Source organism: Bacillus sp. FSL W7-1354, assembly GCF_038002405.1.
Taxonomy (GTDB): Bacteria; Bacillota; Bacilli; order Bacillales; family Bacillaceae; genus Bacillus; species Bacillus paralicheniformis.
The window spans coordinates 2,925,150-2,951,737 of sequence record NZ_JBBOCL010000001.1 but is presented as its reverse complement, the minus strand read 5'-3'; the positions used below and the strand labels follow the sequence as shown (position 1 = coordinate 2,951,737).

Genomic DNA, 26,588 nt, shown 5'->3' with positions numbered 1-26,588 from the left:
AGGGGCCGGACGCTCCCGGCTGTTCTATGTTTCAATCCCGCTTGCCGCCGATTTCCAATGCAACAGGTAAAAATTATTGAATTAACGGGAATAAAGGTGGCATAAAGTGATTTCTTTTGTTTATAATGAGAGGTATGGTTTGTCGTAAAGACAGGGATTACATGCTTATTTTCTATGACAGAGATAGTAGATACATACATGAAGATAGAAAGGGAGTGTCTGGCGATGAGTTTGAAACAATACTCAGAGGAACAGCTAAAGGAAATGGCTTTAGTTGAAATCGCATACGAAATTTTTTCGGAACACAAAAAACCGATTACATTCCAGGAGCTAACAGATCAAGTGGCTTCCTTGCTTGGAATGGGGAAAGAAGAGCTGGAAGACCGCATCGCCCAGTTCTACACAGATTTAAATATCGACGGACGCTTTTTGGCGCTGTCAGACCAAACGTGGGGCCTGCGCAGCTGGTATCCGTATGATCAGCTTGATGAAGAAACACAACCGACTGTAAAAGCGAAAAAGAAAAAAGCGAAAAAAGTGGTTGAAGAAGATCTTGATCTTGACGAATTCGAAGAAATCGACGAGGATGATATTCTTCTTGACGATGTCGAAGACGACTTGGACATTGCCGCCGATGAATTCGAAGAAATCGATGAAGCCGACGATGATGAACTGGATGATCTTGAAGACGAGATCCTGGACGATGATGATGAAGATTTTGAAGAAGAGGAAGACGAGGAGTAATTTTGCCGCCTGAACGGAATTCATGTTTAAATCGATCTTGACTTTCACAGGCGAACTATGTAGTATGTATTTTGGGCTCTTCAAAACGAAGAGATTCGAGTGATACGGACTATCAGCTCCCTTTCAAGAAATTGAAAGGGAGCTTTCTTGTTTTTCCGCCTCCTTATCATTTAAATCATTTAGAAAAGATCTAAATGATTTTTCATAAAAAGAGCATTTTAAGGAATAAGCGTTAATCGAAGAGAGGGGTACAGAAATGACAAAATATATCTTTGTAACCGGAGGAGTTGTATCCTCGCTTGGAAAAGGAATTACGGCGTCTTCGCTCGGCCGCCTGCTGAAGAACAGAGGTTTGAATGTCACCATTCAAAAATTTGACCCGTATATCAACGTAGACCCGGGGACAATGAGCCCGTATCAGCACGGTGAAGTGTTCGTAACCGACGACGGTGCGGAAACGGATCTTGACCTCGGCCACTATGAGCGCTTCATCGACATCAATTTAAATAAATACAGCAACGTGACAACAGGAAAAATCTATTCCACGGTGCTGAAAAAAGAGCGCAGAGGCGATTATTTAGGCGGTACCGTACAGGTTATACCTCATATCACAAATGAAATTAAAGACCGCGTATTCCGCGCCGGAAAAGAAACGGGCGCTGATGTCGTGATCACCGAAATCGGCGGAACCGTCGGTGATATCGAATCGCTGCCGTTTCTTGAAGCGATCCGCCAGATCAAGAGCGATGTCGGCCGCGACAATGTGATGTACATTCACTGTACGCTAGTTCCATATCTTAAAGCGGCGGGAGAAATGAAAACAAAGCCGACTCAGCACAGCGTAAAAGAACTGCGCAGCCTCGGCATTCAGCCAAATGTCATCGTCGTGAGAACAGAAATGCCGATTTCTCAGGACATGAAAGATAAAATCGCGCTGTTCTGCGACATCGATCCTAAAGCCGTCATCGAGGCCGGCGATGCGGATACGCTCTACTCCATTCCTCTCGACCTGCAAAAACAAGGGCTGGACAGCTTAGTCTGCAGCCACTTGAAGCTGGATTGCAGAGAAGCCGATATGGAAGAATGGAAAGAACTTGTCAAAAAGGTGAAAAGTCTGTCCAAAACGGTGACAATCGCTTTGGTTGGTAAATACGTCGAGCTCCCGGATGCCTACATTTCAGTTGTGGAATCGCTTCGCCATGCGGGTTATGCGTTTGACGCAGACATTCAGGTTAAATGGATCAATGCGGAAGAAGTGACGGAAGACAACGTTGCCGATCTTGTTCAGAATGCGGATGGTATTCTTGTGCCGGGCGGATTTGGAGACCGCGGTGTTGAAGGGAAAATCACGACAGTCAAATATGCCCGCGAACAAAAGATTCCGTTCTTCGGCATTTGCCTCGGAATGCAGGTGGCATCGATTGAATACGCAAGAAATGTGCTCGGTCTTGAAGGAGCGCACTCAGCCGAAATCGATCCTTCCACACCGTATCCGATTATCGACCTTCTCCCTGAACAAAAGGACATTGAAGACCTTGGCGGAACACTGCGTCTCGGACTTTATCCATGCAAGCTTCAAGAAGGGTCGAAAGCGTATCAGGCATATGAAAATGAAGTGGTCTATGAACGCCACCGCCACCGCTATGAATTCAACAACGAATTCAGACAGCAGATGGAAGAAGCCGGATTTGTATTTTCCGGGACAAGCCCTGACGGCCGTCTCGTGGAGATTATCGAGCTTAAAGATCATCCATGGTTTGTCGCGTCTCAGTTCCACCCTGAATTCACGTCAAGACCGACAAGACCTCAGGCTCTGTTCAGAGACTTCGTACATGCTTCGCTGAAGACTTCGGAAAAGCTGTAAAAAAGAAAAAGGCCTGCCGGCACATCACGCCGGCAGGCCTTTTTTGGATTTTTCTGGTGATAATGGCGGCCCGAACTGGTACTATATTCATTAAGGCCGGCCCCACCGTCATTAATTTCCTTTAGGCAACCCTGTTTTATTGGTATTCCTGAAGAATTTCCTTTAATGTAAAGGATAGGGCATGATAAATGTAGAGGCTGACCATCAGGGACGGAAATCCGAACCTTGTTCCGTCTTCATCGGGAAGAAGCGGCATTCTCAGCTTTGAATCGATATGGACATCGGCGAATGATGCGATCGGGGCGCCGTCTTTTCCCGAAGGGGAGACGACAACAAGTCCGATTCCTCTTTCATACAGTTTTTCCGCCATTTTCAGCTCTTCGTCATCCGCTGAACCGGCGCAGAACATCAGCACTTTGTCCGTCATTTCAAAATCGGGCCAGTTTTCTTCGTTCTTCGGCAGCACTTTGACTGAGGGGAACGGTTCAGAACTGTACATCGCTTCTTTCAAAATGCCTTCCAATTCATTTTTTCCGTATACATAAACCGAATGATCACTGATGACCGCCTGAGCCAACAAGCGGGCGCCGTCCTCTATCGATTGGGCCTCGCCCTCTTGAATCCGGTTGAAGATTCCCGTCAATTGAGTGGTGAAAATTTTAAGCAAGCTGACTCCTCCTTTTTTACTGACTATCATTATATAACAAAAGAGAATAATGGGAAAAATCCTCTAAATATGTCGCAAACTTAAATATTTTAATTAAAGGAAAAGAGAAAAACAAAACAGAATAGATAAACTACTGCTTAATTTTGGCGAAAATTATAAATATAGAGGTGTAAATCATGAATGAGAAGATTTTAATCGTAGACGACCAGTACGGGATTCGGGTTCTGCTGAATGAAGTTTTCAATAAAGAAGGATACAAAACCTTCCAGGCTGCGAACGGGATTCAAGCGCTTGACATTGTGAAAAACCAGCGCCCCGACCTCGTTTTGCTCGATATGAAAATCCCCGGCATGGACGGAATTGAAATTTTGAAAAGGATGAAGGTCATTGACGAGGGGATCCGGGTCATCATTATGACGGCCTACGGAGAGCTCGACATGATCCAGGAATCGAAGGAGCTCGGAGCCCTGACGCACTTTGCGAAGCCTTTTGACATCGACGAAATTCGCGATGCCGTTAAAACCTATCTGCCTATAAAGTCCAACGGATAGCTGAAAAGTTTTTGATGTTGTCACAGTCACAATGTTGCCGATTTGTTGATTAATTGTTATTCTATATAAGTAGAGAAAAGCTATCTAACGTTTTTAAAAAACCAAAACATTTTACATATGGCGGATTTTTCTGGTCATGCTAGGTAGGTGTGGAGGCTTTTTTCGCAAAAGCAAATCAGGCTACATAAGGAGGACTTTCGACATGCCTTTAGTATCAATGACGGAAATGTTGAATAAAGCAAAAGAAAACGGATATGCTGTCGGACAATTTAACTTAAATAACCTTGAGTTCACTCAAGCGATTTTACAAGCCGCTGAAGAAGAGAAATCTCCTGTTATCCTCGGTGTATCAGAAGGTGCAGGACGCTATATGGGCGGATTTAAAACCGTTGTGGCAATGGTTAAAGCGCTGATGGAAGAATACAACGTAACAGTACCTGTTGCGATTCATTTAGACCACGGCTCAAGCTTTGAATCTTGTGCAAAAGCGATTCATGCGGGATTCACTTCCGTTATGATCGACGCTTCCCACCATCCTTTCGAGGAGAACGTTGCGACGACTTCAAAAGTTGTTGAGCTTGCTCATTTCCACGGTGTATCAGTTGAAGCTGAGCTTGGAACTGTAGGCGGACAGGAAGACGACGTAATTGCTGAAGGCGTCATCTACGCGGACCCTAAAGAGTGTCAAGAACTTGTTGAGCGCACAGGAATCGACTGCCTTGCACCTGCATTAGGTTCTGTTCACGGCCCTTACAAAGGCGAACCAAACCTTGGATTCAAAGAAATGGAAGAAATCGGAAACACAACTGGTCTTCCGCTCGTACTTCACGGCGGTACAGGCATTCCGACTGCCGACATCAAGAAAGCTATTTCTTTAGGTACGGCAAAAATCAACGTCAACACTGAAAACCAAATCGCTTCTGCGAAAGCTGTTCGCGAAACGCTTGCTGCGAAGCCTGAAGAGTATGATCCGCGCAAATACCTCGGACCTGCACGCGAAGCTATCAAAGAAACAGTGATCGGCAAAATGCGTGAATTTGGTTCTTCAAACAAAGCATAATGACGATTGGAAAAGCATCTGTTTTCCCGCAAAGCCGGGGGAACAGGATGTTTTTCTGATGTTTTAGGGAAGTGCTGTTAACACATGCCTTTGACGGCATGAGGCTCTTTTGCTTCCCGTTCAGTCAAAAAAGCCGCCTGATAGCGACAGGCGGTTTTATCCATATCATCCGGAAAGCGCAAACATGTTCCACAGTTCAGACATTTTCATGACAGGAGGTTTTATCAATATGCTGTTTTTTATTGATACTGCAAATTTAGACGAAATCAAAGAGGCACACGCTCTCGGCGTGCTTGCAGGAGTTACGACAAATCCTAGTTTAGTAGCAAAAGAAAACATTTCGTTTCATGACCGTCTGCGTGAAATTACCGAAGTGGTTTCTGGGTCAGTCAGCGCCGAGGTTATTTCTCTGAAGGCTGAAGAGATGATTGAAGAAGGAAAAGAGCTTGCGAAAATCGCGCCGAATATTACGGTGAAAATTCCGATGACGTCTGACGGCCTGAAAGCTGTTAAAGCATTAACCGATCTCGGGATTAAAACGAACGTCACGCTGATCTTCAGCGCAAACCAGGCGCTTCTTGCCGCAAGAGCAGGAGCTACGTATGTTTCCCCGTTCCTGGGACGCCTTGACGATATCGGCCACAACGGCCTCGATTTGATCAGTGAAATTAAACAAATTTTCGATGTGCACGGTTTGGACACGCAAATCATCGCCGCGTCCATCCGCCATGCGCAGCATGTGACTGAAGCCGCGCTAAGGGGAGCGCATATCGGTACGATGCCTCTCAAAGTCATTCATCAGCTTACAAAGCACCCGCTGACTGATAAAGGGATTGAACAGTTTTTAGCTGACTGGAATAAATAATTGCTTCATGTGGGTGGCAAGTGGAGGGGCTCCCTCCGTTTGTCACCATTTTGTCTTACAAAGAGAAATGAATGTTTTGCAGAAGAGAACCTTGCCGCAGTCTGCTTCGCTACTTTTCTTCCCGATAAATTTAAAATGTGTTGTATTCTTTCTCTTTTAATTGGATAGATTTTGAAATGAACCATTTATTTTGAGTCTGAAGGAAATCTCATTATGAAGCGCTCCATTAGCTAGGAAGGAGACGATCATGGAAAAGTTAAATATAGCCGGCGGCGATCCTCTCAATGGCACAGTACATATAAGCGGAGCGAAAAACAGCGCTGTCGCTCTCATACCTGCGACGATTTTGGCTGATTCGACGGTTACGCTTGAAGGCCTTCCCCATATTTCAGACATTTTGACGCTGCGCGATCTGCTGAGAGAGATCGGCGGAAACGTTCACTTTGAAAAGGGAGAAATGGTCGTTGATCCTGCGCCGATGATCAGCATGCCTTTGCCGAATGGAAAAGTGAAACAGCTTCGGGCTTCTTATTACTTAATGGGCGCGATGCTCGGACGCTTTAAGAAAGCGGTCATCGGCCTTCCAGGCGGCTGCCACCTCGGTCCGAGACCGATTGATCAGCATATCAAAGGTTTCGAGGCGCTCGGAGCCGAAGTGACGAACGAACAGGGTGCGATCTATCTGCGTGCGGAGGAATTAAAAGGCGCGCGCATTTATCTTGATGTCGTCAGTGTTGGAGCAACGATCAACATCATGCTTGCCGCCGTGCTTGCCAAAGGCAGAACCGTAATTGAAAATGCTGCGAAAGAACCTGAGATTATCGATGTTGCGACCCTTTTAACGAGCATGGGAGCAAAAATAAAAGGTGCCGGTACGGATGTCATTCGCATCGAAGGCGTTGAGTCGCTTCACGGGTGCAGACACTCGATTATTCCGGACCGGATCGAAGCCGGCACTTTCATGATCGCAGCTGCTTCCATGGGACAAGAAGTGCTGATTGATAATGTGATTCCGACGCATTTGGAATCGTTAATCGCCAAGCTCCGCGAAATGGGAGTTCGAATCGAAGAAAGCAGCGAGCAGATTTTAATGGTCGGCGGACAGAAAGAGCTGAAACCCGTCGATTTAAAAACGCTCGTATACCCCGGTTTTCCGACAGATCTGCAGCAGCCGATGACATCGCTCTTAACGAAGGCAAACGGGACGAGCGTCGTCACTGACACCATTTATTCCGCCCGCTTCAAACATATTGACGAGCTGAGGCGCATGGGCGCGTCGATGAAGGTCGAAGGCAGATCGGCGATTATTACCGGTCCCGTTCCTCTGCAGGGCGCCAAGGTGAAAGCGAGCGATCTGCGGGCGGGAGCGTGTCTCGTTGTTGCGGGTCTAATGGCGGAAGGAGTCACGGAAATCACCGGTTTGGAGCACCTTGACAGAGGCTACAGCCAGCTTGAAGAAAAGCTGGCAAAGCTTGGGGCCACTGTCTGGCGCGAAAAATTGACAGACCAGGAAATTGAACAGCTGCAAAATTCCTGATGGACAAATGCTGTGATAGATCAAACATAAAACGATTTCATACGGGTGAGGGGAGATTAGATAGGAATGGAAAGAAGCTTATCGATGGAACTGGTGCGTGTGACAGAAGCGGCTGCGCTTAAGTCAGCGCGCTGGATGGGTAGAGGTAAAAAGGACGAGGCCGACGACGCTGCGACAAGCGCCATGAGGGATGTATTTGACACCATTCCTATGAAGGGAACGGTCGTAATCGGAGAAGGGGAAATGGACGAAGCGCCGATGCTTTATATTGGAGAAAAGCTCGGCAACGGCTACGGCCCTCGCGTAGACGTAGCAGTAGATCCTCTCGAAGGGACGAACATCGTCGCAAGCGGCGGATGGAACGCACTCGCAGTCATTGCTGTGGCTGATCACGGAAACTTGCTGAATGCGCCTGACATGTATATGGATAAAATCGCTGTAGGTCCTGAAGCTGTCGGCTGCATCGATATTGAAGCGCCTGTGATTGACAACTTAAAAGCTGTGGCAAAAGCAAAAAATAAAGATGTAGAAGATGTCGTAGCCACGATTTTGAACCGTCCTCGGCACGAGAAAATCATCCATGAGCTTCGCGAAGCAGGCGCCCGAATCAAGCTGATCAACGACGGGGACGTGGCCGGTGCCATTAACACCGCTTTTGATCATACAGGCGTCGATATTTTATTCGGCTCAGGAGGAGCTCCGGAAGGCGTCTTGTCTGCTGTCGCACTCAAAGCTCTCGGAGGAGAAATTCACGGAAAGCTTCTTCCTCAAAACGAAGAAGAACTGAGACGCTGTGAAAAGATGGGGCTTGATACGGGCAAAGTGCTCCGCATGGAAGACCTCGTCAAAGGAGACGACGCGATTTTTGCTGCAACCGGTGTCACAGACGGAGAGCTCTTGAAAGGCGTGCAATTCAAAGGATCTGTTGGAACGACCCACAGTATAGTCATGAGAGCGAAATCCGGTACGGTGCGGTTTGTGGACGGAAGACACAGTCTCAAGAAAAAACCTAACCTGGTCATCCGGCCATAAGAAAAAGCGGGGATATAGACGACCCGCTTTTCCCTTGTATTTCACTTCACAAATTGAATCAAGGTTCATACTCTGATACAATAGCTAACGGCTTTTCTTCTTTATGTCAAGGCATTTTCAAAACAGGGTCATCTCTATCAATTTCATGTCAAATCGTAAATGAAGTTGAATATGTACGACAAATGAGGTAAAACTAAAGAGTGCTGCGAAATTTTCTGCACATGTTGGTTCTTAGAGAGCCAAAATCCTGCCGCATCTATCAGATATGCGATTATCTTCTCTTGTTAAGTCCTCGCTTCTTTCTCGACTCATACTTATAATCCTTTTCAATACGTCGATATATATGGGTAGAAGCGTTGCCGGTAAACGAATCGGCAGTATAATCAAGCGTCTTTCATGAAATTGATGAGACAAAGTAAATTATTCGATTAGAAAAGAGTGGTGTTCTTAGTGAAAGATGTATCCATTTCATCTTTGGAAAATATGAAATTAAAAGAGCTGTATGAGCTTGCAAGGCATTATAAAGTCTCTTATTACAGCAAACTGACAAAAAAGGAACTGATTTTTGCCATTCTGAAAGCGAACGCCGAACAGGAAGATCTGCTGTTCATGGAAGGCGTATTGGAAATCATCCAGTCTGAAGGGTTCGGCTTTCTCAGACCGATCAATTACTCCCCTAGTTCAGAGGATATCTATATTTCCGCTTCGCAAATCCGCCGTTTTGATTTGAGAAACGGTGACAAAGTGTCCGGAAAGGTCCGTCCTCCAAAAGAAAACGAACGGTATTACGGCCTTCTGCATGTTGAAGCGGTTAACGGCGACGATCCTGAATCGGCAAAAGAGCGCGTGCACTTTCCAGCATTAACGCCTCTTTATCCAGACCGCCAGATGGTGCTTGAAACGAAACCGAATCACCTGTCAACACGGATCATGGACATGATGGCGCCGGTCGGATTTGGACAGCGCGGTCTGATCGTCGCTCCGCCTAAAGCAGGTAAAACCATGCTTTTGAAAGAGATCGCGAACAGTATCACAACCAACCATCCGGAGGCGGAGCTGATCGTGCTTCTTATCGATGAAAGGCCTGAGGAAGTGACCGATATCGAACGTTCGGTTGCAGGAGACGTCGTCAGCTCCACGTTTGACGAAGTGCCTGAAAACCACATCAAGGTGGCCGAGCTCGTATTGGAACGTGCGATGAGGCTTGTCGAACATAAAAAGGACGTCATCATTTTAATGGACAGCATTACAAGGCTTGCCCGCGCTTATAACCTAGTCATTCCACCGAGCGGCCGAACGTTGTCAGGGGGAATCGATCCCGGCGCTTTCCACCGTCCAAAGCGTTTCTTTGGAGCAGCCCGCAACATCGAAGAGGGCGGCAGCTTAACGATCTTGGCGACCGCGCTTGTCGACACGGGCTCGCGGATGGATGACGTCATTTATGAAGAATTTAAAGGGACAGGGAACATGGAGCTTCATCTTGACCGTTCTCTTGCGGAAAGAAGAATCTTTCCTGCCATTGATATTCGCCGTTCGGGTACGCGTAAAGAAGAGCTTCTCGTTCCGAAAGAGCACCTTGACCGTCTGTGGTCCATCCGGAAAACGATGTCTGACACGCCTGATTTCGTCGAAAAATTCATGAGAAAAATGAAAAAGACGAAAACGAATCAGGAGTTTTTCGATATTCTGATCCAGGAATGGAAGCAAGCGAATATGTCGGCTGCAAGGCGCTGATTTAAAACTTTAGTTTGCAAAACGTCCGAATCGCTGTTATAATTTCATCATGTGCGTTCCGGAGGTTTTGTCCCGGAATAATAACTCTGTTTCCGAATTGGATTCAGGGCGGAAGGAGATGACAGATATGAAAGCAGGAATTCATCCTGAGTTCAAAAAAGCAACAGTCAAATGCGCTTGTGGAAACGAATTTGAAACAGGTTCAGTAAAAGAAGAGGTACGCGTTGAGATTTGTTCTGAATGCCATCCGTTCTACACTGGCCGCCAAAAATTCGCTTCTGCTGATGGTCGTGTTGATCGCTTTAACAAAAAATACGGTCTTAAGTAATAATAGATATGATAAACAGGCAGGATTTTTCTTGCCTGTTTTTTTACTTGCAATAATCGCTGGAGAGGAGTTAGTCGGATGTACATCATGAAGCAAAGCGGATGGCTTGAGCTCATATGCGGAAGCATGTTTTCGGGCAAGTCAGAGGAGCTTATCCGCCGGATCAAAAGGGCAACGTTTGCGAGACAGGAAGTCAAAGTGTTTAAACCAGCCATTGATAATCGCTACAGCAGTGAATCGGTTGTTTCGCATAATGGGACATCCATTGTTTGCCATGCCATCGCATCTCCGGAAGAAATTTTTCAATACATAAGCAAAGAAACGGATGTCATCGGCGTCGATGAAGTCCAGTTTTTTGACGAATCGATTGTCGGCACGTTAACTTCTCTGGCTGATCAGGGCTACCGTGTGATTGCAGCAGGTCTTGATTTGGACTTCCGGGGCGAGCCTTTCGGTGTCGTGCCAGATCTTATGGCTTTAGCGGAAACGGTGACGAAGCTGCAAGCGGTGTGCTCTGTCTGCGGATCTCCGGCCAGCCGTACGCAGAGGCTGATCAATGGAAAACCTGCTTCTTATGACGATCCGGTCATTTTGGTGGGGGCTTCCGAAGCATATGAAGCACGCTGCCGCCACCATCATGAAGTGCCTGGAAAGCCAAAATGAAATCGGACAAACACATAAGATTTTCACGCAAAAAACACTTGGTAAAAACAAGTGTTTTTTTTATTGAATCCTTTTTATAGGAATTAATGTAATTAAAAAACTTAATTAAGAATACGAAAAAATTAACTAATTTTCATCGCTTGAATTTTGACAAAGTCAGGCATAAAATGACTTACTGTAGTCAGTAAAAAGTAAATAGGTTTTAAGAAATGTTCAGTTTTTTGTCAAAAACGCGCGTTACATATTTGACAATCTACATGTGTAAAAAAGGCAAATGTTCTATATTGTTTACCGTATTTATTTCACTTCATTAATATTTTAAGAAAGAAGGTAATTAGTGTGAACAACATGAGAAGAACGAAGGAAGGATATTTGGAGACTTCTTTGCGGGGAAAAGACGTTCTTTCCATTCCGACGCTTAATAAAGGTGTTGCATTTTCGCTTGAAGAAAGAAAGAACCTTGGTCTTGAAGGGCTTCTGCCGCCGACTGTTCTCAGCCTTGATCAGCAGGCGGAACGGGCTTATGAACAATTTTCCCGTCAACCTGACAGACTTCGTCAAAATGTATATTTGAACGATCTGCAAAACAGAAACGAAGTGCTTTTCTATAAATTATTGCAAAACCATCTGCGTGAAATGCTTCCAGTTGTCTATACGCCAACTGTCGGTGAAGCGATTCAGGAATACAGCCACGAATACCGCAGACCGCACGGTGTTTACTTGTCAATCGATGATATAGACGGAATCGAAACGGCGTTTAAAAACCTGCAGGCGTCTGCTGATGACATCGATTTGATCGTTGCGACCGATTCCGAAAGCATCTTGGGCATCGGCGACTGGGGCGTCGGAGGCATCAACATTGCAATTGGTAAGCTTGCAGTATATACGGCGGCAGCAGGAATCGATCCGAGCCGCGTCATCCCAGTCGTACTGGATGTCGGAACGAATAATGAAAAACTGCTAAACGATCCGCTTTATATCGGAAACCGTCATCCGCGTGTAGAAGGTGAGCGTTACGAACAATTTATCGACGCTTATGTCGAAACAGCATTGAAGTTTTTCCCTAATGCGCTTCTTCACTGGGAAGATTTCGGAAATAAAAACGCTCGCAATATTATGAGTAAATATAACCATAAAATTTCAACATTTAACGATGATATCCAAGGAACAGGGGCTATCACGCTGGCAGCGATTTTAGCAGCTGTTAAAAAGACCGGCACGTCTTTGAAAGACCACCGCGTCGTCATCTTCGGACCTGGTTCTGCGGGTATCGGAATTGCTGACCAAATCCGTGACACCATGGTGCTTGAAGGGCTTTCAGAAGAAGAAGCCAGCCGCGCATTCTGGACAGTCGACTACAGAGGATTATTAACGACAGGCATGGATCAAATTTTGGATTTCCAAGAACCGTATTTGCGCGATACCGAAGAAGTGAAAGAATGGAAACGCAATGAAAAGGGAGAGATTTCCTTTGAGGAAGTCATCCGTCAAGTGAAGCCTACCATTCTGATTGGTACATCAGGTGTTGCCGGCGCCTTCACTGAAGAAATTATCAAAGAGATGGCGGCTCATACTGAACGTCCGGTGATTCTGCCGATGTCCAATCCGACACATCTGGCTGAAGCTGTTCCTGAAGACTTGTTCAAATGGACGGACGGAAAAGCGCTTGTGGCGACGGGAAGCCCGTTTGAAGCTGTTGAGTACAATGGCGTGAAACACGAAATCGGACAATCCAATAATGCTTTCGTATTCCCTGGATTAGGCCTGGGAACAATCGTTTCGAAGGCGAAAGTCATCACAAACGGCATGTTTGCAGCATCTGCAAACGCGGTCGCGAACATGGTTGACCATGAAAAACCGGGTGCAGGCCTGCTGCCGAAAATTGACGACCTGCAAGACGTATCCGTTCAAGTGGCAATTGATGTTGTGAAAGCTGCCATTAAAGATGGCGTGGCCCAAGTTCAGCCTGAAGATGTCGAAAAGGCGGTTCGCGAAGCCATGTGGCGTCCGGAATATCAAACTATTGTTGCAAAACGCGACTAATATTCAATACTGAGGAAACGATAAAAAGAAACAGCAGCCCGGGTCCGGATATTTTGTCACCGGGCTGCACCAATCAAAGATGAAAAATGGGATCGACGGCTGTGTAACAGGGCGACCGCGTTTATCAGCCGCTGTTAATTCGTCCCTGAAAGGGACAGCATAGAGGAGGAAACAGTCTTGGACTTTTTAAATATTTTAATCCTCCTTGCGCCAATATTTTTTGTTATTGCGCTGGGATGGTTCGCGGGTCACTTTGGAAGCTATGATGCTAAATCTGCAAAAGGGGTAAGTACGCTCGTTACGAAATACGCGCTTCCGGCCCACTTTGTTTCAAGCATTTTGTCAACGCCAAAAGATAAGTTTTACAGCCAGATTCCGCTGATGATTTCACTGGTCATCGGTATCGTTGGATTTTACGTAATTATTTTGCTTCTTTTACGATTTTTATTTAAGTACGATTTAACAGATGCTTCAATGTTCTCATTAAACTCAGCTCAGCCGACATTCGCCTTTATGGGAATTCCGGTATTGGGCAGCCTGTTCGGCATGCAGGAAGTTGCGATTCCGATCGCGATTACGGGAATTGTCGTGAATGCGATGCTTGATCCTCTTGCGATCATCGTCGGAACTGTCGGCCGTTCTTCTAAAAAACAAGCGGAAACGACAGACAGCATTTGGAAGGTAACAGGAAAATCAATTTTACACGGTTTGTCTGAACCGCTCGCTTTTGCACCGCTTGCAAGTATCATTCTTGTATTATTCGGTCTGCAAATTCCTGAATTGCCGCAGAAAATGCTTGATATGCTCGGAAATACGACTTCAGGTATCGCTCTTTTCGCAGTCGGGGTGACTGTTGGAATCCGTAAAATCAAATTCAGCATGCCTGCTTTGAGCATCGCTTTATTAAAAGTCGCTGCTCAGCCTGCTTTAATGTTTGTGATCGCGATGGTCGTGGGCCTTTCTTCCGCCGACATGACAAAAGCGGTTCTGCTTGTGGCATTCCCTGGATCTGCCGTGGCGGCTATGATTGCTACAAACTTTGAAAGCCAGGAAGCAGAAACGGCATCCGCGTTTGTGATCAGTGCGGTGCTGTCAATTATTTCACTGCCGTTATTGATTGCCATTACAGCATAATGAAAAAGCTTGCAAGAAGCCGTTTTATGGCCTTGCAAGCTTTTTTGCGCTTTAAAAAGAGAAGATCGATTTCAATTTGCTTTTCGGTTTTTTTTCTTCTCTTCTGCCGGCTGTATCTTTTTCGTGGCGGTTCATGCTTTCCAATTCACTGATTTTCTGTTCGAGATGTTTGATCTGCTGCCGTTCTTCTTCCAGTTCGCGCCTTTGCTGCAGAAGCTGATAGGAGACGACATCGTCCGCTTTTTGTTCAAGCTTTCTTTCCAGCTCGGCGATTTTCTTTTGGAGCAGCTCGCGTTCAAGCTGTTCGTGCTCTAAAAAACGCTGCAGCCTTTCTTCGAGCCGCTCATTCAACGGCGGTGCCGGCTCTTCCGTTTGAACCATTTCGTTTTTCTTGATGAGGAAGGTTTTTTTCGGGCGTTTGACCGTGACATCCTGCATAGGCGTACCGTTTTTTAACTGCTCTTTTACTTCTTTTAAAATGGCGATATCGTCTTTCGTGAAAAAGTAGTGGCCAAGCTCATTTCGGGAAGCGGGCAGTTGCAGCTGCTTGACCCAGCGCTGCACCGTTTTGGTTGATACCCCGAGTTCATTTGCCGCATCAGCAGTATTCATATGATACCTCCTTTTAACCTGTAACTGTTCATTAAAAAGGGTATTCGACCTGAATGAAAAGCTTCCTTCCTGTTAGACAAAAGAAGAAGGGATTCGGCAAAGAAAGCGGTTTTTCCACAGATGGCGAAGGCGTTGCTATGCCTCGTAAAGCTCTAAAGGCAGGCCGTCCGGATCGGAGAAGAACGTATAGCGCTTGCCTGTTCCGGGATCGGTGCGAACCGGTTCGGCAATGATGCCTTTTTGCTTGAGCTCCTTGACGGTCTGATCAAGATCGGCCACTGTGAAAGCCAAATGGCGGAGCCCGGCAGCTTCTGGTCTGGTAAGGCGCTCGGGCGGATCTGGAAAAGAAAACAGCTCGATGACATAGCGGCCGTTTAATGAGAGATCCAGTTTATAAGAAACCCAGTCCTTTCTGTACGTTTCGCTCAGAATCTCAAGTCCGAGCTTGTCGACATAGAATGTTTTGGATGCTTCATAATCCGAGCATATGATAGCGATGTGATGAATCGATTCCAGCATTGAGTTAAGCTCCTTTTTTCTTAAAAGTATAGCAAAAAGATGCGGCAGCTGCCGATAACGGCGAAGTTGTTTTGACGGGGAGGAGTCCCTGTACTATAATTAGAATGTTACGCACAGCAAACAGAGGTGAATAGCGTGTTAGACCGTTTAAAATCGATAGAGGACCGGTACGAAAAATTAAATGAACTATTAAGCGATCCGGAAGTTGTCAACGATCCGAAGAAGCTTAGAGAATATTCGAAAGAACAATCTGATTTACAGGAAACAGTTGAAGTATACAGACGTTATCGGAGCGCGTCGGAACAGCTGAGCGATGCCAAAGCGATGCTTGAAGAAAAGCTGGACTCCGATATGCGCGAGATGGTTAAAGAGGAAATTTCCGAACTGCAGGAAGAAATCGAGTCGCTCACAGACCAGCTGAAGGTATTGCTGATCCCGAAAGATCCGAACGATGACAAAAACGTTATCATGGAAATCCGCGGCGCAGCGGGCGGAGAAGAGGCTGCTTTGTTTGCGGGCAACCTGTACCGCATGTACAGCCGCTACGCAGAGCTCCAAGGCTGGAAAACAGAAGTGATGGAAGCGAATATGACAGGCACAGGCGGATATAAAGAGATCATTTTTATGATCAATGGGAACGGCGCATACTCAAGGCTGAAGTATGAGAACGGCGCACACCGCGTACAGCGCGTTCCAGAGACCGAATCCGGCGGGCGCATCCATACATCCACGGCAACGGTAGCCTGTCTTCCTGAGGCTGAAGAGGTAGAAGTGGATATTCATGAAAAAGACATCCGTGTCGACACCTTCGCGTCGAGCGGTCCGGGAGGGCAAAGCGTCAATACGACGATGTCAGCCGTCCGTCTGACCCACCTTCCGACAGGTGTTGTCGTGTCTTGCCAAGATGAGAAATCTCAGATCAAAAACAAAGAAAAAGCGATGAAAGTTCTGCGCGCGCGAATTTACGACAAATTTCAGCAGGAAGCTCAGGCTGAATATGATCAAAACCGAAAATCCGCAGTCGGAACAGGGGACCGTTCAGAGCGCATCCGCACGTATAACTTTCCGCAAAACCGCGTCACTGATCACCGGATTGGCTTGACGATCCAAAAACTCGACCAGATCCTTGAAGGCAAACTTGACGAAGTCATCGACGCGCTGATCGTAGAAGACCAGGCAAGCAAGCTGCAAGAGGCGGAAAGCTGAGATGAAGACGGTATTTGAAGCCCTTAAATGGGCTTCTTCTTATTTGGCCGAAGCGGGAAGAGACCGGAATGCCGCGGAAATTTTGCTGACAGATCAGCTGAACATCGACCGCAGCAAACTGTTGGCAAGCTTCCATGATGTCATATCAGAGTCTGATTTTTCGCGGTTTAAAAAATCTGTCGAGCTTCATCATCAAGGAGTGCCTGTTCAATATATCACCGGAAAAGAATCCTTTTACGGACGGGGATTTTTGGTAAATGAACACGTTCTGATTCCGCGTCCTGAAACAGAGGAAGTCGTTGAAGCTGTTCTTTCTGAAGCGGAAAGAGTTTTTCACGGAACAGATCGCCTTAAAGCCGTCGATATCGGTACAGGAAGCGGGGCGATTGCGGTGACTCTTGCGCTTGAGAGCCCGCGTTTTTCCGTCACGGCGACGGATATTTCGGAACAAGCTTTAAGCACGGCAAGACACAACGCTGACCGGCTTGGGGCGAAAGTGGATTTCATCGGCGGCGATTTGCTTGAGCCGCTTATCAAGCGACAGAAGAAAGCTGATGTCATCGTTTCAAATCCACCTTATATATCTGAGGAAGACATGAAGACGCTGTCAGATGTCGTACGTCTTCATGAACCCGCCGGGGCTTTGACGGACGGTGCTGACGGATTGCAGTTTTATAAGCGTTTCATGAAAGAAATTCCATTTGTCATCGCAGATCAGGCACTGGTGGTGTTTGAAATCGGCTGGACTCAGGGGAATGCCGTCAAAGACATGTTTCACCGGTTCTTTCCTGATGCTGACGTACGGGTGAAAAAGGATCTTAATGGAAAAGACCGCATCGTCTGCGCGGTAATTGAGCAACATCGTTAAGGAAACCGCCGGAAATGAAGCGACCCTAAAAAGTTAAAATCTCATGAAGCAGTTTGACTGGCATGATTCCGGTATAGTACCAGGTTTCATGCCTTTTAATTTGATCTTGATCCGTTTGTGATTGTAGAGAATCAATATACTATGCGGGTCCTTTTTTGAAATGTTCGACGCTCCAAATTCTTTAAAATAAATGAATTCTGATTTTAAAATGCTACAAGAAGCTTTCCGCCACCGCATTGTCGTGACAGTTGCCTTTACGGGACATGCTTTATGTGATGTTTCGTTGTTTTGAACTAAGGCTTTCAACTTTTTTAAGCAGGCATTTTCCATCCGCAGGCGTTCAATTTCCGCTTGGGTCTCTTCGTCTGATCCTTCTTCATAGGTAAACGCCGCTTTTTAGGGTACCTATTCCTCCGGTTTCAAGCTGTTTCACGGATAGATGTCCCATTTTCGAGTGAAGTACCTTTTGGTTTATCTTCGGCAGAATAGCTTGTATAGGCTTTTTAGACGCGTCTTCTCCATGATATCGGTATTGCGAATCCACCGATGAAAGACACTGTGCGAATTTCCTCAACTGTAAATTTTAAAAACTGCACCTTCAATTGTTAAGTGTGTCTAACAAAAGAGGGGCAGTTCAAATTCCCGGCGGTCTTTTTTTGTTGAAAAACAGCAACTGCAGCCATGACCGTTCAGAAGGCCTTCTTCACCATTTTTTAACAAAAATTTTATCTGAATAAAATAAAAAATAGTTCAAGATTAATATATACCCTAAACAGATTGTCTGATTTTTAATGTAGGAGACAGAGTTACGACATCCCTCTGTAATCCGCTTTCCCCATTTAGGTGGTTTACCATTGCACATACGGCTTTTTGAGCCAGCTCTTCAACAGGTATATCGATTGTCGTGATTTCCGGATCGGTCACCTCACAGATCGATTGATTATCATATCCAAGCACTGCAAGCTGCTTTGGCACTTCATATTGATAATAGCGGGCCCTTTTAATAATTCCTGCGGCCACTTGGTCGTTTCCCGTAAAAATGGCGGTCGGCTTTTCGGACATGTTGTGGATCTGGTCCATAATACGGAAGCCGTCATGAATGGTAAATGCGTGGCTGAACATCCACTTCTCCTGGAAATGTAAACCCGCATCAGACAATGCTTTCATAAACCCTTCTTTTCTCATAATCTGGGCCTTGCTGTGTATCGTGTCACAGCAGAAGGCCATTAAATGATGCCCTTTTTGAATAAAAAGCTCCGTTCCTTTATATCCGGCTTCGAATTCGTCATAGCAGATCACCGGCACGTCCGCTTCGGCGTGGAATTCATTTGCCAAGACCACAGGACCGTATTTGACGTATTTTTTGATGTCTTCCCACTCATTTTCAAGGCTGCATAACATAAGCCCGTCGACTTCTTTCCTCTTGAGCAGCTCCAGTACTTTCAGTTCATTCTGCTTTTGATAAAACGTCTGAAACACAATGACTTTGTATTGGTGTTTCAGTGCTTCAGCGGACACATGCTTCATGAGCTGCGCGAAGAATGGATGGTCCGCGTGAGGGACAGACACTGCGAGAAACATCGTTTTGTTGGATCTGAGCTTTCGTGCAGAGGTGTTCGGAATGTAGTCCAATTTTTCGATGACTTCCAAAACACGCTTCCTTTTTTCTTCAGATACATAAGGATGGTCGTTCAGTACTCTTGAAACAGTTGTTTTTGACACATTACTTAATTTTGCAATTTCGTCAATCGTAGGCATAAAGTCACTTCCTGAAAAAAAGAGTTGTTATGGTATCGATTCCATCATTTAAGATATGTCATGAAATATGACAATTTCCCAAAATAATAAAAATGGGGTGAAATTGATGAAAACCGCAAGCGAAAACATGACTTGCACAAGCAAACAGCTATTTGTCCTTCTGAATGATTTGAAGGAAGGGAAGCACGCTGGTGAATGCCGTATAGACGACACACTGGCCAATCAAAAATTAAAAGAGACATTGCAGCAGGATCAATTCGACTTGACCGCCAATTTGCTAAACAGAATGGATTCTCCGCCCTCCAGAGTTGATTTTATGCCGCTTCATCGACTGATCACAGAAGAAGAAGTAGATGACGTGATTCATGCGGTGAAAGGCGTGCTGCCGACCGGGCAATTTACAAGCGGTTCTTATGTCGGTGTATTTGAAGCTGAAATAGCCGCTCTTTTGAGAAAAAAGCATGTCATGGCTTCCTCCAGCGGAACCGATGCCATGATTGTCGCACTGAAAGCTGCGGGTATTGGACAAGGTGATGAAGTCATTATGCCTGCAAACAGCTTTGCTGCAACGGAAAACGCCGTGCTTGCAGCTGGAGGCACTCCGGTTTTCTGCGATATTGACCCTGTTACATTTTGCATGGATCCTTCTGAACTTGAAGCATGCATCACTTTGAAAACGAAATGCATTTTGCCTGTACACCTTTATGGAAAGCTGCCAGACATGGAAGCCATTGCAAAAATCGCTGATAAATACGGCATCCCGATTATTGAAGACGCCTGCCAGTCGATCGGCGTTTCCGATCTGGGAAAAAACAGCCTTTGCTCCATATTAAGCTTTAATCCGTATAAAAATCTCGGCACTTGCGGAAAAGCAGGCGCAATTGTGACGGATGATCCATCATTTGCATCCGCATGCATGGAATATATGTACCACGGCTTTGAACTGAATCAAAAAAATAAAAAGGCTGCTGATTACGGCTTTAACGCTAAGATTGATAATCTGCAAGCCGCTATTGGACTGGCAAGGATGAAACATCTTTCATTAAATAATCTGAAGCGCTTATATTTAGCAGATCGTTATATTACGCATTTGCAGCAGTATGAAGACAGAGGTCTGATCCAATTGCCTCAAATGACCGATGATCATGTATGGCATTTGTTTACAATTAAAATGATAAGCGGAAATCGAGACCAAGTCAAAGATATGATGCTTAAATTTCATAATGTCCAAACAGATATATACTACCCGATTTTATCCCATCATCAAAACACACCACTTGTAAAAGCCGATTATCAGCATACATCGCTGCCGGTCACTGAATCAGTGCATAAACAAATGCTTCAGCTTCCTCTCTATCCGGGACTCACCGTAGAAGAACAAGACAAAGTAATGGAGGCCTTAATTGATGTCGTATCATGAAACACTTTCTTTTCACACTTTGCAGCAAGTAAACAAGCCGAAGTACGCCGTATTTTGCGATTTTGATGAGACATATTTCGCCCACAGCATCACCGATGAATCGAGGAAAGCGCTCATGGACCTTGAAACATTTATTCATTCGAACCATCTCGATCACAAGATTTTGCTCGGCTGGGTGACCGGGAGCAGCCTGTCATCTGTTCTTGCAAAAATGAAGCGGGGAGGCTTTCGATATCTTCCGCATTTTGTCGCCAGTGACCTTGGCACTGAGATCACGTATTTCTCTGAAGAAGGCCAAGTCTCTGATAAAGATTGGGAAGCCCGATTGCAAGAATCGAATTTCTCCCATGATCTGGTCGAAGAAATCAAGCAGACTCTCTCTAAAAAATATGAGATTGAGCTTGTGCCTCAGACTCAGCATGGTTTTTCCCGCTATAAAATCAACTATTACTATAGATCGTCGGATGAGAACACAGATAAGAGGGCGCTTGAAGCCATCAGACGGCTTGCAAGAGAGCATGAAATAGGAGTAAATATCAATCGCTGCAACCCTTTGGCAGGCGATCCGGAAAACAGCTATGATGTGGACTTTATCCCTTTGCGGACAGGCAAACCGTACATTGTGGATTTTATATTGAATAAATTCGCGATAGAGAGGGAGAATTCATTTGCTTTCGGCGACAGCGGAAACGATGTGGATATGCTTAAAAAAACCGGACATGGTTATCTGGTGGGGAATGCGACAGCAGAAGCAAAGTCGCTCCATTCCCGTATGACAGAAGGCAGCTATACGGCTGGAATTTTAGAAGTGCTAAAAGCCCATATCAAAAGATAAGGAGTGTCCTTAGATGAAAATCGGAATTATTGGAGCCGGAGGAATTGCAAAAGCTCATGCGAAAGCTCTTTCAACAGTCAAAGGTGCCGAGCTTTCCGGGTTTTTTGATATCAACTCGCTTGCCTCGCGAAAATGTGCGTTTGAATATGGAGGAACCACATTTAACAGTATGCAGGAGCTGTTGAATCAGTCGACGGCAGTCATCGTTTCATCGCCGAACTTTTGCCATAAAGAACATGTGCTTGAAGCGATGGCCGCAGGTAAGTATGTATTGTGTGAAAAACCGATGGCTGTCTCAATGGAAGAAGCGGAGGAGATGAAAAACAGGGCTTCTCAATCTGCTTATATTCCGATCATGGGCTTCAATTACCGCCATCTCACATTTGTTCAGCGCCTAAAAGATATGCTATCCGGCAATGAACTTGGAGATATCTTGTCTATCAATGTCCATTTTAAGAAAAACAGCGCCTTGAGAAGAAAAAAATATACTTGGCGCGATCATTCGAAAAGCAATAAAACGAGCGGGGCATTAGGAGATTTGGGTGTGCATTTAATCGATCTCATTCTTTATTTGTTCGACAGCCCGTTTAAACTGGACAGTTTAAAAGTCAAAATGATGACGGTCGTCAAAGAAAAAGAACAAAAACAGGTATATGTTGATGATCATTCTGAAGTATACGGCCAGCTTGAAAATCATGTGTTTGTCAATATGATTACGTCAAAATGCACAAAAGCGGATGAGTGCGGCTTTAGCATCGAGGTCAATGGCCAAAACGGCGTATTCTACTATCATTCACGGCAGAAAAATCAGTTTTTGCTGAGGACCGGATTGGCGGAACAGATGATAACAATGCCGGACACGTGGCTGACAGACCCTGAAAATGAATTTTACGGATGGGCCGATTCCTTCAGAGTTCAGCTGATTCAATGGATGAACGGAATTCGGAATCGCAATTTCGCACCTCTTGCCACTTTTGATGATGGATACAAGACGCAGTTCTACTTAAATGAATTTTTCAATAAAGGTCAGCAGCTGTCCCTTTCAAAACAAGCAAACTAGCATTGCGAAAAGCCCTTGCCGGCCGTGCCAATAGCCGCAAGGGTTTTATGGTCTGCAACGAAGGAGTGAGTCTAATGAAAAAAATATTTCTATTCGGCTGTTCGTTTTATTTTCTCGTAGGGGTTATCCATATCCTGCTGGGGAGCCTGTCACCTTATATCATTCAAGAATATCACCGGGATGTTCATGATCTATCCTTCCTGATCTTTTTCCAATTCACCGGTTTTCTAATCGGTGTCCTGCTTGCGCCGATATTTGTCAGGCGCACCTCTCATGCGGCTGTATTGACGTTTGGCCTTCTTCTTATTCTCGTAACGCTTTTAGGCGTGTTCCTTTTTGATATGTTCATCTTTTTTGTCATCATGGGGTTTTTGCTCGGCTTTGGCGCCGGTACTTTAGAAACGACGATGGGAGCGTATGTGATTGCCCAAGATAAAAATGCGAAGGGGATGAATATTTTAGAGGTTTTTTTCGGATTGGGCGCTTTGCTGTTTCCTTTTCTTATTTATATCCTTACGGAACGATATGCCTGGCATTTCCCCTTGTATGCTTTATTTATCTTCGTTTTTGTGCTTGCGTGTATGTGGGGGGGGTATTTATGCAGAAAAACCCCTGACACTGCTTCCGGTCAAATGACTTATCAGGAAAAACCGACTGTGTCAGCCATATTTGAAACCGGAAGGAAAGAAAAAAGCATTTTCCTCTTTCTCATATTCGCTTTTGTATATGCGGGTATCGAGACCAATTTCGCAAACTTTTTGCCGGCGTTGATGCTGGAAAAAGGAGCAGAAGAAATCAGCGTGATCAGCGTTTCGTTTTTTTGGACGGGAATGGTGTGCGGGCGTTTGTTGACAAGTATTTTTGGCGGACGCTTGACTTCCGTTGCCTTTCTGATCTTCAGTGCCGGAGCCTTGACTGTTTTGCTTTTGATTCTGGCATGGTTTCCGGTTCATCAAACACAGCTGCTTCTCGTATTTTTCATCGGGCTCTCGGCAGCCGGCATTTTTCCGTGCGCCGTCACTCTGGCCTCGTTGGCTGGAAAGCCTTTTACAGAGGAAATCACCAGTCTCTTCATTTCATCCGCAAGTCTGGGAGGAGCGCTTCTTTCATTTTTGATCGGCTGGGCGATTGATGCAAGTGCAGCGGCTGTCTTCCCGTTTCTGCTGTTCGGCGGATTGGGGGGCTTGTTGCTCGTGATCAGCGCGGTGATTTTTTTATCCGGCCTGCAAAAAAACAAGCAGAGCCATTTGGATATGTAGACCTTTTAGGAAGAGATTACAAGCTTAGTAGAATTTTTTTCAGCATCCGTTTAAACCGTTCCATCTTTGACCATAATATTGCTAGAAAAGGTTGAAGAACGGAGAGGAACGGTGGGGAAAATGAAGAAATCAAACATTGCCTGTATGTATATTTTTCTTTTATTAATAGGAGCGCTTGCAAATCTCACGACGGAAGAGACGGCCCAATCATCAGACGGGAAGCCTGCCGTGATTCCAGATGAAGCGATTCGGCTGCGGATTTTGGCAAACAGCGACAGCGGGAGCGACCAAAGCGTCAAACGTAAAATCAGAGATGAGGTCAATAAACAAATTACGAAATGGGTGGAAAACCTGACCTCGGTTGAGGAAGCGAGACAAGTCATCAGGTCGAAGCTGCCCGAAATCAAAGAGGTTGCCAAGGATGTTATGAAGCGCGAAAATGTCCGGCAATCCGTGTCTGTCCGTTTTGATCGAGTTTCATTTCCGACAAAGCTATACGGCAATATGGTGTATCCAGCCGGAGAATATGAGGCTGTTTTAATTACATTAGGCAAGGGAGAGGGAGCCAACTGGTGGTGTGTCCTGTTTCCGCCGCTTTGCTTTCTTGATTTTTCCAATGGAGAAGCCGTAAAGTCGCCTGAAGACGAACAAACCGATGCCGGGGAAAACGCCCGGGAAGAAAAAACAGTCGCTGCAGATGAAGCGGTATCTGGCAAAGATAAAGAAGACAAAGAAGTGAAATTTTTTCTTGTCGAATGGATTACCGGGCTTTTTTCTTAAAGGAACCGCCGTGCTTTCGTGCAGGGCGGTTTTTTACTGTTTGTTTTTTCATGATGGTTATTCACGCTTTTGAATATGATATAATTTTCCAAAACGGTTCAGGGAAAATACTGCTTTTCGAATATACACCTTCTGCCCCTTTCTGATGTGTCAATTACATTGCCCGGTAGAAAGAGAAACTGTCTTATCACCAGTACAGAGTTCATTTGCATACTCATTCAAAGCATTAGTTCCTGCTAATCAAAATTGAAAAATGAATTGCCGGCTTTCTTCCAAATCAAAAGGTATATTTTACTGTCGCCCTCATAGATTGGATAGAGAAGTTAAAAAACGGGGTGAAAAGATGTTCTACCAATTGAGGTTAGCGGAAATGAAAGACATGAATGCGATCGAAGCGTTTTTAAAAAAGGCGGGGACAAGCCATAAAGGCATTGAGGAAGCGAAGAGCCAGTTTATCATGATGGAAGACCCTCCCGATGAAATCGTCGCCTGCCTCGGAATGGAGGAATTTGAAAACAAAAAAGGGCTGCTGCGCTCGCTTGTCGTGTCTGACAAGCTCAGCCAGGGCCACATCGTTTCCCTGTTTCAAAGCATGCAGGTATTGTGTGAAAAGCGGGGAATCCAAACCCTGTATTTAGTTGCCAATAAACGAACATCGATGGATTTCCTTGAAGTGCTCGGTTTTAAACAAGCTGCGGCAATTCCGGAAGAGCTTGATGGATCAGAGCATGTTTCAGACTCGTTGAGCGTAAACGGAGCCGTTTTGATGGAGAAAACGTCTAATTAGCCATTAACTTATACACAGAGATATCCACGGATTCAAAAGCGTTATCCACAAAATGTGGACAACGCTTGTTTTCTTTTTCTTCATCTTTTATACTTTCAACAGGATTTACATGAATGATTAACGTTTTTAGTGTTTTGTTAAGGGAGTTTTGATGTTAATGAAAACAAAAGTATGGACTGTGGATGTAAAACGTGATTTGTCCACAAACTGTCCACAAATTGCACAAGCGGCAAGACTGCTCAAGCAAAATGAAACGGTTGCTTTTCCGACAGAGACGGTTTACGGTCTTGGTGCAAACGCCAAACACAGCGAAGCAGTAGCTAAAATATACGAAGCGAAAGGGCGTCCGAGCGACAATCCGCTCATTGTCCACATCGCTGAAATTGAACAGCTCGGAGAATTTGCAGAGGTTGATTCGCCTCAGGCCGAAATGCTGATGAAGCGTTTTTGGCCCGGACCGCTGACCCTTGTGCTGCCTTGCAGACCCGGGGTGTTATCCACAAAGGTAACGGCGGGGCTCGATACGGTCGCGGTCAGAATGCCTGATCATCCTGTTGCCCTTGAGCTGATTAGACAGGCCGGCGTTCCGGTGGCCGCCCCGAGCGCCAATCTGTCCGGGAAGCCGAGTCCGACGAAAGCCGAGCATGTCGTTCACGATTTAAATGGAAGGATTGCAGGTATCGTTGACGGCGGTCCTACAGGAGTAGGGGTTGAATCAACAGTTGTTTCATGCACCGGGGAAATTCCGGTCATTTTGAGGCCGGGCGGCGTCACAAAAGAGCAGCTCGAAGAAGCGGCCGGCTCTGTCTTGATTGACCAGGGCCTCACCGACGAAAAAAAGGCGCCGATGTCTCCCGGGATGAAATATGCGCATTATGCACCGGAAGCCCCGCTTGCCATTGTGAACGGAAGCGTTGAAGATATTCAACGGCTGATCGGCCAATATCAGAAAGACGGCATGAAAGTCGGCGTCCTTACGACAGAGGAACGGGCCGGTGCCTATCAGGCGGATGCCGTCCGCATCTGCGGCAGAAGAGACCGTCTTGAAACGGTTGCCGCCGGTTTGTATGACATTCTCCGCAGCTTTGACGAAGAACAGCTCGATTTTATTTTTGCTGAGTCTTTCCCTGAGGAAGGGGTGGGCCGGGCGATTATGAACCGGCTCTTGAAAGCGGCAGGCCATCGCGTAATCGAAGCGTAGCCTAAGCAGGGTTGTTCTATCCGCCTTTGGACGTGCATAAGCTAGAAAAGCTGGCGTGTCC

At 45.7% G+C, this 26,588-nt stretch carries 25 protein-coding genes; 21 read left to right on the top strand and 4 right to left on the bottom strand.

The features are described from left to right. Window positions 1–225: 225 nt before the first annotated feature. Entirely contained in the window at window positions 226–744 is a 519-nt protein-coding gene (gene rpoE / locus MKZ04_RS15065; protein WP_023857062.1) for a DNA-directed RNA polymerase subunit delta, read from the top strand. A gap of 256 nt (window positions 745–1,000) precedes the next feature. Beyond that, window positions 1,001–2,608: a CTP synthase gene (locus tag MKZ04_RS15060; protein WP_020453291.1), complete on the top strand. Its 1,608-nt coding sequence runs from the start codon at window positions 1,001–1,003 to the stop codon at window positions 2,606–2,608. Window positions 2,609–2,744: 136 nt separating this feature from the next. Here the strand turns inward: MKZ04_RS15060 and MKZ04_RS15055 are convergent, their stop codons facing one another. Beyond that, the gene (locus tag MKZ04_RS15055; protein WP_023857063.1) at window positions 2,745–3,275 is read right to left on the bottom strand and encodes a DUF2529 domain-containing protein; all 531 of its coding nucleotides are present in this window, start codon (window positions 3,273–3,275) and stop codon (window positions 2,745–2,747) included. A 173-nt stretch (window positions 3,276–3,448) separates the two neighbouring features. On the opposite strand from MKZ04_RS15055, the gene MKZ04_RS15050 reads away from it, so the two are divergent. The 10 genes from MKZ04_RS15050 to MKZ04_RS15005 all read left to right on the top strand — a co-directional run bounded on the left by MKZ04_RS15050 (window position 3,449) and on the right by MKZ04_RS15005 (window position 14,222). After that, window positions 3,449–3,826 (top strand): response regulator, encoded by a 378-nt coding sequence (locus MKZ04_RS15050; protein WP_094777382.1) that lies wholly within the window; start codon window positions 3,449–3,451, stop codon window positions 3,824–3,826. Between the two features lie 202 nt (window positions 3,827–4,028). After that, window positions 4,029–4,886 carry a class II fructose-bisphosphate aldolase gene (locus tag MKZ04_RS15045; RefSeq protein WP_020453288.1) on the top strand — a complete coding sequence of 286 codons (858 nt, stop codon included), beginning with the start codon at window positions 4,029–4,031 and terminating at the stop codon, window positions 4,884–4,886. Window positions 4,887–5,115: 229 nt separating this feature from the next. Continuing rightward, window positions 5,116–5,751 carry a fructose-6-phosphate aldolase gene (fsa, locus tag MKZ04_RS15040; protein ID WP_020453287.1) on the top strand — a complete coding sequence of 212 codons (636 nt, stop codon included), beginning with the start codon at window positions 5,116–5,118 and terminating at the stop codon, window positions 5,749–5,751. Window positions 5,752–5,998: 247 nt separating this feature from the next. After that, window positions 5,999–7,288: a UDP-N-acetylglucosamine 1-carboxyvinyltransferase gene (locus MKZ04_RS15035; protein WP_023857064.1), complete on the top strand. Its 1,290-nt coding sequence runs from the start codon at window positions 5,999–6,001 to the stop codon at window positions 7,286–7,288. 66 nt (window positions 7,289–7,354) lie between these two features. Beyond that, window positions 7,355–8,320: a class II fructose-bisphosphatase gene (gene glpX / locus MKZ04_RS15030; RefSeq protein ID WP_080131527.1), complete on the top strand. Its 966-nt coding sequence runs from the start codon at window positions 7,355–7,357 to the stop codon at window positions 8,318–8,320. A 450-nt stretch (window positions 8,321–8,770) separates the two neighbouring features. Then, a complete protein-coding gene (rho, locus tag MKZ04_RS15025) occupies window positions 8,771–10,054 on the top strand; it encodes a transcription termination factor Rho (protein WP_003186053.1) in 1,284 nt (427 codons plus the stop codon). Window positions 10,055–10,181: 127 nt separating this feature from the next. Next, window positions 10,182–10,382: a 50S ribosomal protein L31 gene (gene rpmE / locus MKZ04_RS15020; protein WP_003186051.1), complete on the top strand. Its 201-nt coding sequence runs from the start codon at window positions 10,182–10,184 to the stop codon at window positions 10,380–10,382. 78 nt (window positions 10,383–10,460) lie between these two features. Beyond that, window positions 10,461–11,045, top strand: a complete 585-nt coding sequence (locus MKZ04_RS15015) for a thymidine kinase (RefSeq protein ID WP_020453284.1) — start codon at window positions 10,461–10,463, stop codon at window positions 11,043–11,045. 339 nt (window positions 11,046–11,384) lie between these two features. Beyond that, entirely contained in the window at window positions 11,385–13,088 is a 1,704-nt protein-coding gene (gene malS, locus MKZ04_RS15010) for an oxaloacetate-decarboxylating malate dehydrogenase (protein ID WP_023857066.1), read from the top strand. 177 nt (window positions 13,089–13,265) lie between these two features. Continuing rightward, window positions 13,266–14,222 (top strand): AEC family transporter, encoded by a 957-nt coding sequence (locus MKZ04_RS15005; protein ID WP_341046242.1) that lies wholly within the window; start codon window positions 13,266–13,268, stop codon window positions 14,220–14,222. A gap of 51 nt (window positions 14,223–14,273) precedes the next feature. Here the strand turns inward: MKZ04_RS15005 and racA are convergent, their stop codons facing one another. Together racA and gloA2 are read right to left on the bottom strand one after the other, a co-directional pair. Beyond that, window positions 14,274–14,834 (bottom strand): chromosome-anchoring protein RacA, encoded by a 561-nt coding sequence (racA, locus tag MKZ04_RS15000; RefSeq protein WP_095291436.1) that lies wholly within the window; start codon window positions 14,832–14,834, stop codon window positions 14,274–14,276. Between the two features lie 135 nt (window positions 14,835–14,969). Further along, window positions 14,970–15,353: an SMU1112c/YaeR family gloxylase I-like metalloprotein gene (gene gloA2 / locus MKZ04_RS14995; RefSeq protein WP_341046241.1), complete on the bottom strand. Its 384-nt coding sequence runs from the start codon at window positions 15,351–15,353 to the stop codon at window positions 14,970–14,972. Between the two features lie 135 nt (window positions 15,354–15,488). Between gloA2 and prfA the strand changes: the two genes are divergently transcribed. Both prfA and prmC read left to right on the top strand, forming a co-directional pair. Continuing rightward, window positions 15,489–16,559 carry a peptide chain release factor 1 gene (gene prfA / locus MKZ04_RS14990; RefSeq protein WP_020453279.1) on the top strand — a complete coding sequence of 357 codons (1,071 nt, stop codon included), beginning with the start codon at window positions 15,489–15,491 and terminating at the stop codon, window positions 16,557–16,559. 1 nt (window position 16,560) lies between these two features. Then, window positions 16,561–17,427: a peptide chain release factor N(5)-glutamine methyltransferase gene (gene prmC / locus MKZ04_RS14985; protein ID WP_095291441.1), complete on the top strand. Its 867-nt coding sequence runs from the start codon at window positions 16,561–16,563 to the stop codon at window positions 17,425–17,427. Between the two features lie 768 nt (window positions 17,428–18,195). Here prmC and MKZ04_RS14980 read toward each other — a convergent pair. Further along, a complete protein-coding gene (locus tag MKZ04_RS14980; RefSeq protein ID WP_020453276.1) occupies window positions 18,196–19,185 on the bottom strand; it encodes a LacI family DNA-binding transcriptional regulator in 990 nt (329 codons plus the stop codon). 106 nt (window positions 19,186–19,291) lie between these two features. Here MKZ04_RS14980 and MKZ04_RS14975 point away from each other — a divergent pair, with 106 nt between their 5' ends. From MKZ04_RS14975 to MKZ04_RS14945, 7 genes are all read left to right on the top strand, one after another. Next, window positions 19,292–20,605, top strand: coding sequence for a DegT/DnrJ/EryC1/StrS family aminotransferase (locus MKZ04_RS14975; protein WP_144497868.1), 1,314 nt, complete (start codon window positions 19,292–19,294; stop codon window positions 20,603–20,605). Then, a complete protein-coding gene (locus MKZ04_RS14970) occupies window positions 20,592–21,440 on the top strand; it encodes an HAD-IIB family hydrolase (protein ID WP_025810643.1) in 849 nt (282 codons plus the stop codon). The genes MKZ04_RS14975 and MKZ04_RS14970 overlap by 14 nt, the downstream gene beginning before the upstream one ends. Window positions 21,441–21,453: 13 nt before the next feature. Further along, window positions 21,454–22,500, top strand: coding sequence for a Gfo/Idh/MocA family protein (locus tag MKZ04_RS14965; protein ID WP_341046239.1), 1,047 nt, complete (start codon window positions 21,454–21,456; stop codon window positions 22,498–22,500). 74 nt (window positions 22,501–22,574) lie between these two features. Continuing rightward, the gene (locus MKZ04_RS14960; RefSeq protein WP_020453272.1) at window positions 22,575–23,759 is read left to right on the top strand and encodes an MFS transporter; all 1,185 of its coding nucleotides are present in this window, start codon (window positions 22,575–22,577) and stop codon (window positions 23,757–23,759) included. Window positions 23,760–23,879: 120 nt separating this feature from the next. Continuing rightward, on the top strand, window positions 23,880–24,539 hold the full coding sequence (gene spoIIR, locus MKZ04_RS14955; protein WP_020453271.1) for a stage II sporulation protein R: 660 nt from the start codon (window positions 23,880–23,882) through the stop codon (window positions 24,537–24,539). A gap of 343 nt (window positions 24,540–24,882) precedes the next feature. Then, window positions 24,883–25,326 carry a GNAT family N-acetyltransferase gene (locus tag MKZ04_RS14950; protein ID WP_023857076.1) on the top strand — a complete coding sequence of 148 codons (444 nt, stop codon included), beginning with the start codon at window positions 24,883–24,885 and terminating at the stop codon, window positions 25,324–25,326. Between the two features lie 157 nt (window positions 25,327–25,483). Continuing rightward, the gene (locus tag MKZ04_RS14945) at window positions 25,484–26,527 is read left to right on the top strand and encodes an L-threonylcarbamoyladenylate synthase (RefSeq protein WP_025810646.1); all 1,044 of its coding nucleotides are present in this window, start codon (window positions 25,484–25,486) and stop codon (window positions 26,525–26,527) included. Window positions 26,528–26,588 lie beyond the last annotated feature (61 nt).

Coding starts and splice junctions, on each gene's coding strand:
- MKZ04_RS15015 (WP_020453284.1), top strand. CDS start 10,461: ATGTACATCATGAAGCAAAGCGGATGGCTTGAGCTCATATGCGGAAGC.
- MKZ04_RS15035 (WP_023857064.1), top strand. CDS start 5,999: ATGGAAAAGTTAAATATAGCCGGCGGCGATCCTCTCAATGGCACAGTA.
- MKZ04_RS14970 (WP_025810643.1), top strand. CDS start 20,592: ATGTCGTATCATGAAACACTTTCTTTTCACACTTTGCAGCAAGTAAAC.
- MKZ04_RS14975 (WP_144497868.1), top strand. CDS start 19,292: ATGAAAACCGCAAGCGAAAACATGACTTGCACAAGCAAACAGCTATTT.
- fsa (WP_020453287.1), top strand. CDS start 5,116: ATGCTGTTTTTTATTGATACTGCAAATTTAGACGAAATCAAAGAGGCA.
- spoIIR (WP_020453271.1), top strand. CDS start 23,880: ATGAAGAAATCAAACATTGCCTGTATGTATATTTTTCTTTTATTAATA.
- rpoE (WP_023857062.1), top strand. CDS start 226: ATGAGTTTGAAACAATACTCAGAGGAACAGCTAAAGGAAATGGCTTTA.
- MKZ04_RS14980 (WP_020453276.1), bottom strand. CDS start 19,185: ATGCCTACGATTGACGAAATTGCAAAATTAAGTAATGTGTCAAAAACA.
- MKZ04_RS14950 (WP_023857076.1), top strand. CDS start 24,883: ATGTTCTACCAATTGAGGTTAGCGGAAATGAAAGACATGAATGCGATC.
- racA (WP_095291436.1), bottom strand. CDS start 14,834: ATGAATACTGCTGATGCGGCAAATGAACTCGGGGTATCAACCAAAACG.
- rpmE (WP_003186051.1), top strand. CDS start 10,182: ATGAAAGCAGGAATTCATCCTGAGTTCAAAAAAGCAACAGTCAAATGC.
- MKZ04_RS14960 (WP_020453272.1), top strand. CDS start 22,575: ATGAAAAAAATATTTCTATTCGGCTGTTCGTTTTATTTTCTCGTAGGG.
- glpX (WP_080131527.1), top strand. CDS start 7,355: ATGGAAAGAAGCTTATCGATGGAACTGGTGCGTGTGACAGAAGCGGCT.
- MKZ04_RS15060 (WP_020453291.1), top strand. CDS start 1,001: ATGACAAAATATATCTTTGTAACCGGAGGAGTTGTATCCTCGCTTGGA.
- MKZ04_RS14945 (WP_025810646.1), top strand. CDS start 25,484: ATGAAAACAAAAGTATGGACTGTGGATGTAAAACGTGATTTGTCCACA.
- MKZ04_RS15045 (WP_020453288.1), top strand. CDS start 4,029: ATGCCTTTAGTATCAATGACGGAAATGTTGAATAAAGCAAAAGAAAAC.
- gloA2 (WP_341046241.1), bottom strand. CDS start 15,353: ATGCTGGAATCGATTCATCACATCGCTATCATATGCTCGGATTATGAA.
- prmC (WP_095291441.1), top strand. CDS start 16,561: ATGAAGACGGTATTTGAAGCCCTTAAATGGGCTTCTTCTTATTTGGCC.
- MKZ04_RS14965 (WP_341046239.1), top strand. CDS start 21,454: ATGAAAATCGGAATTATTGGAGCCGGAGGAATTGCAAAAGCTCATGCG.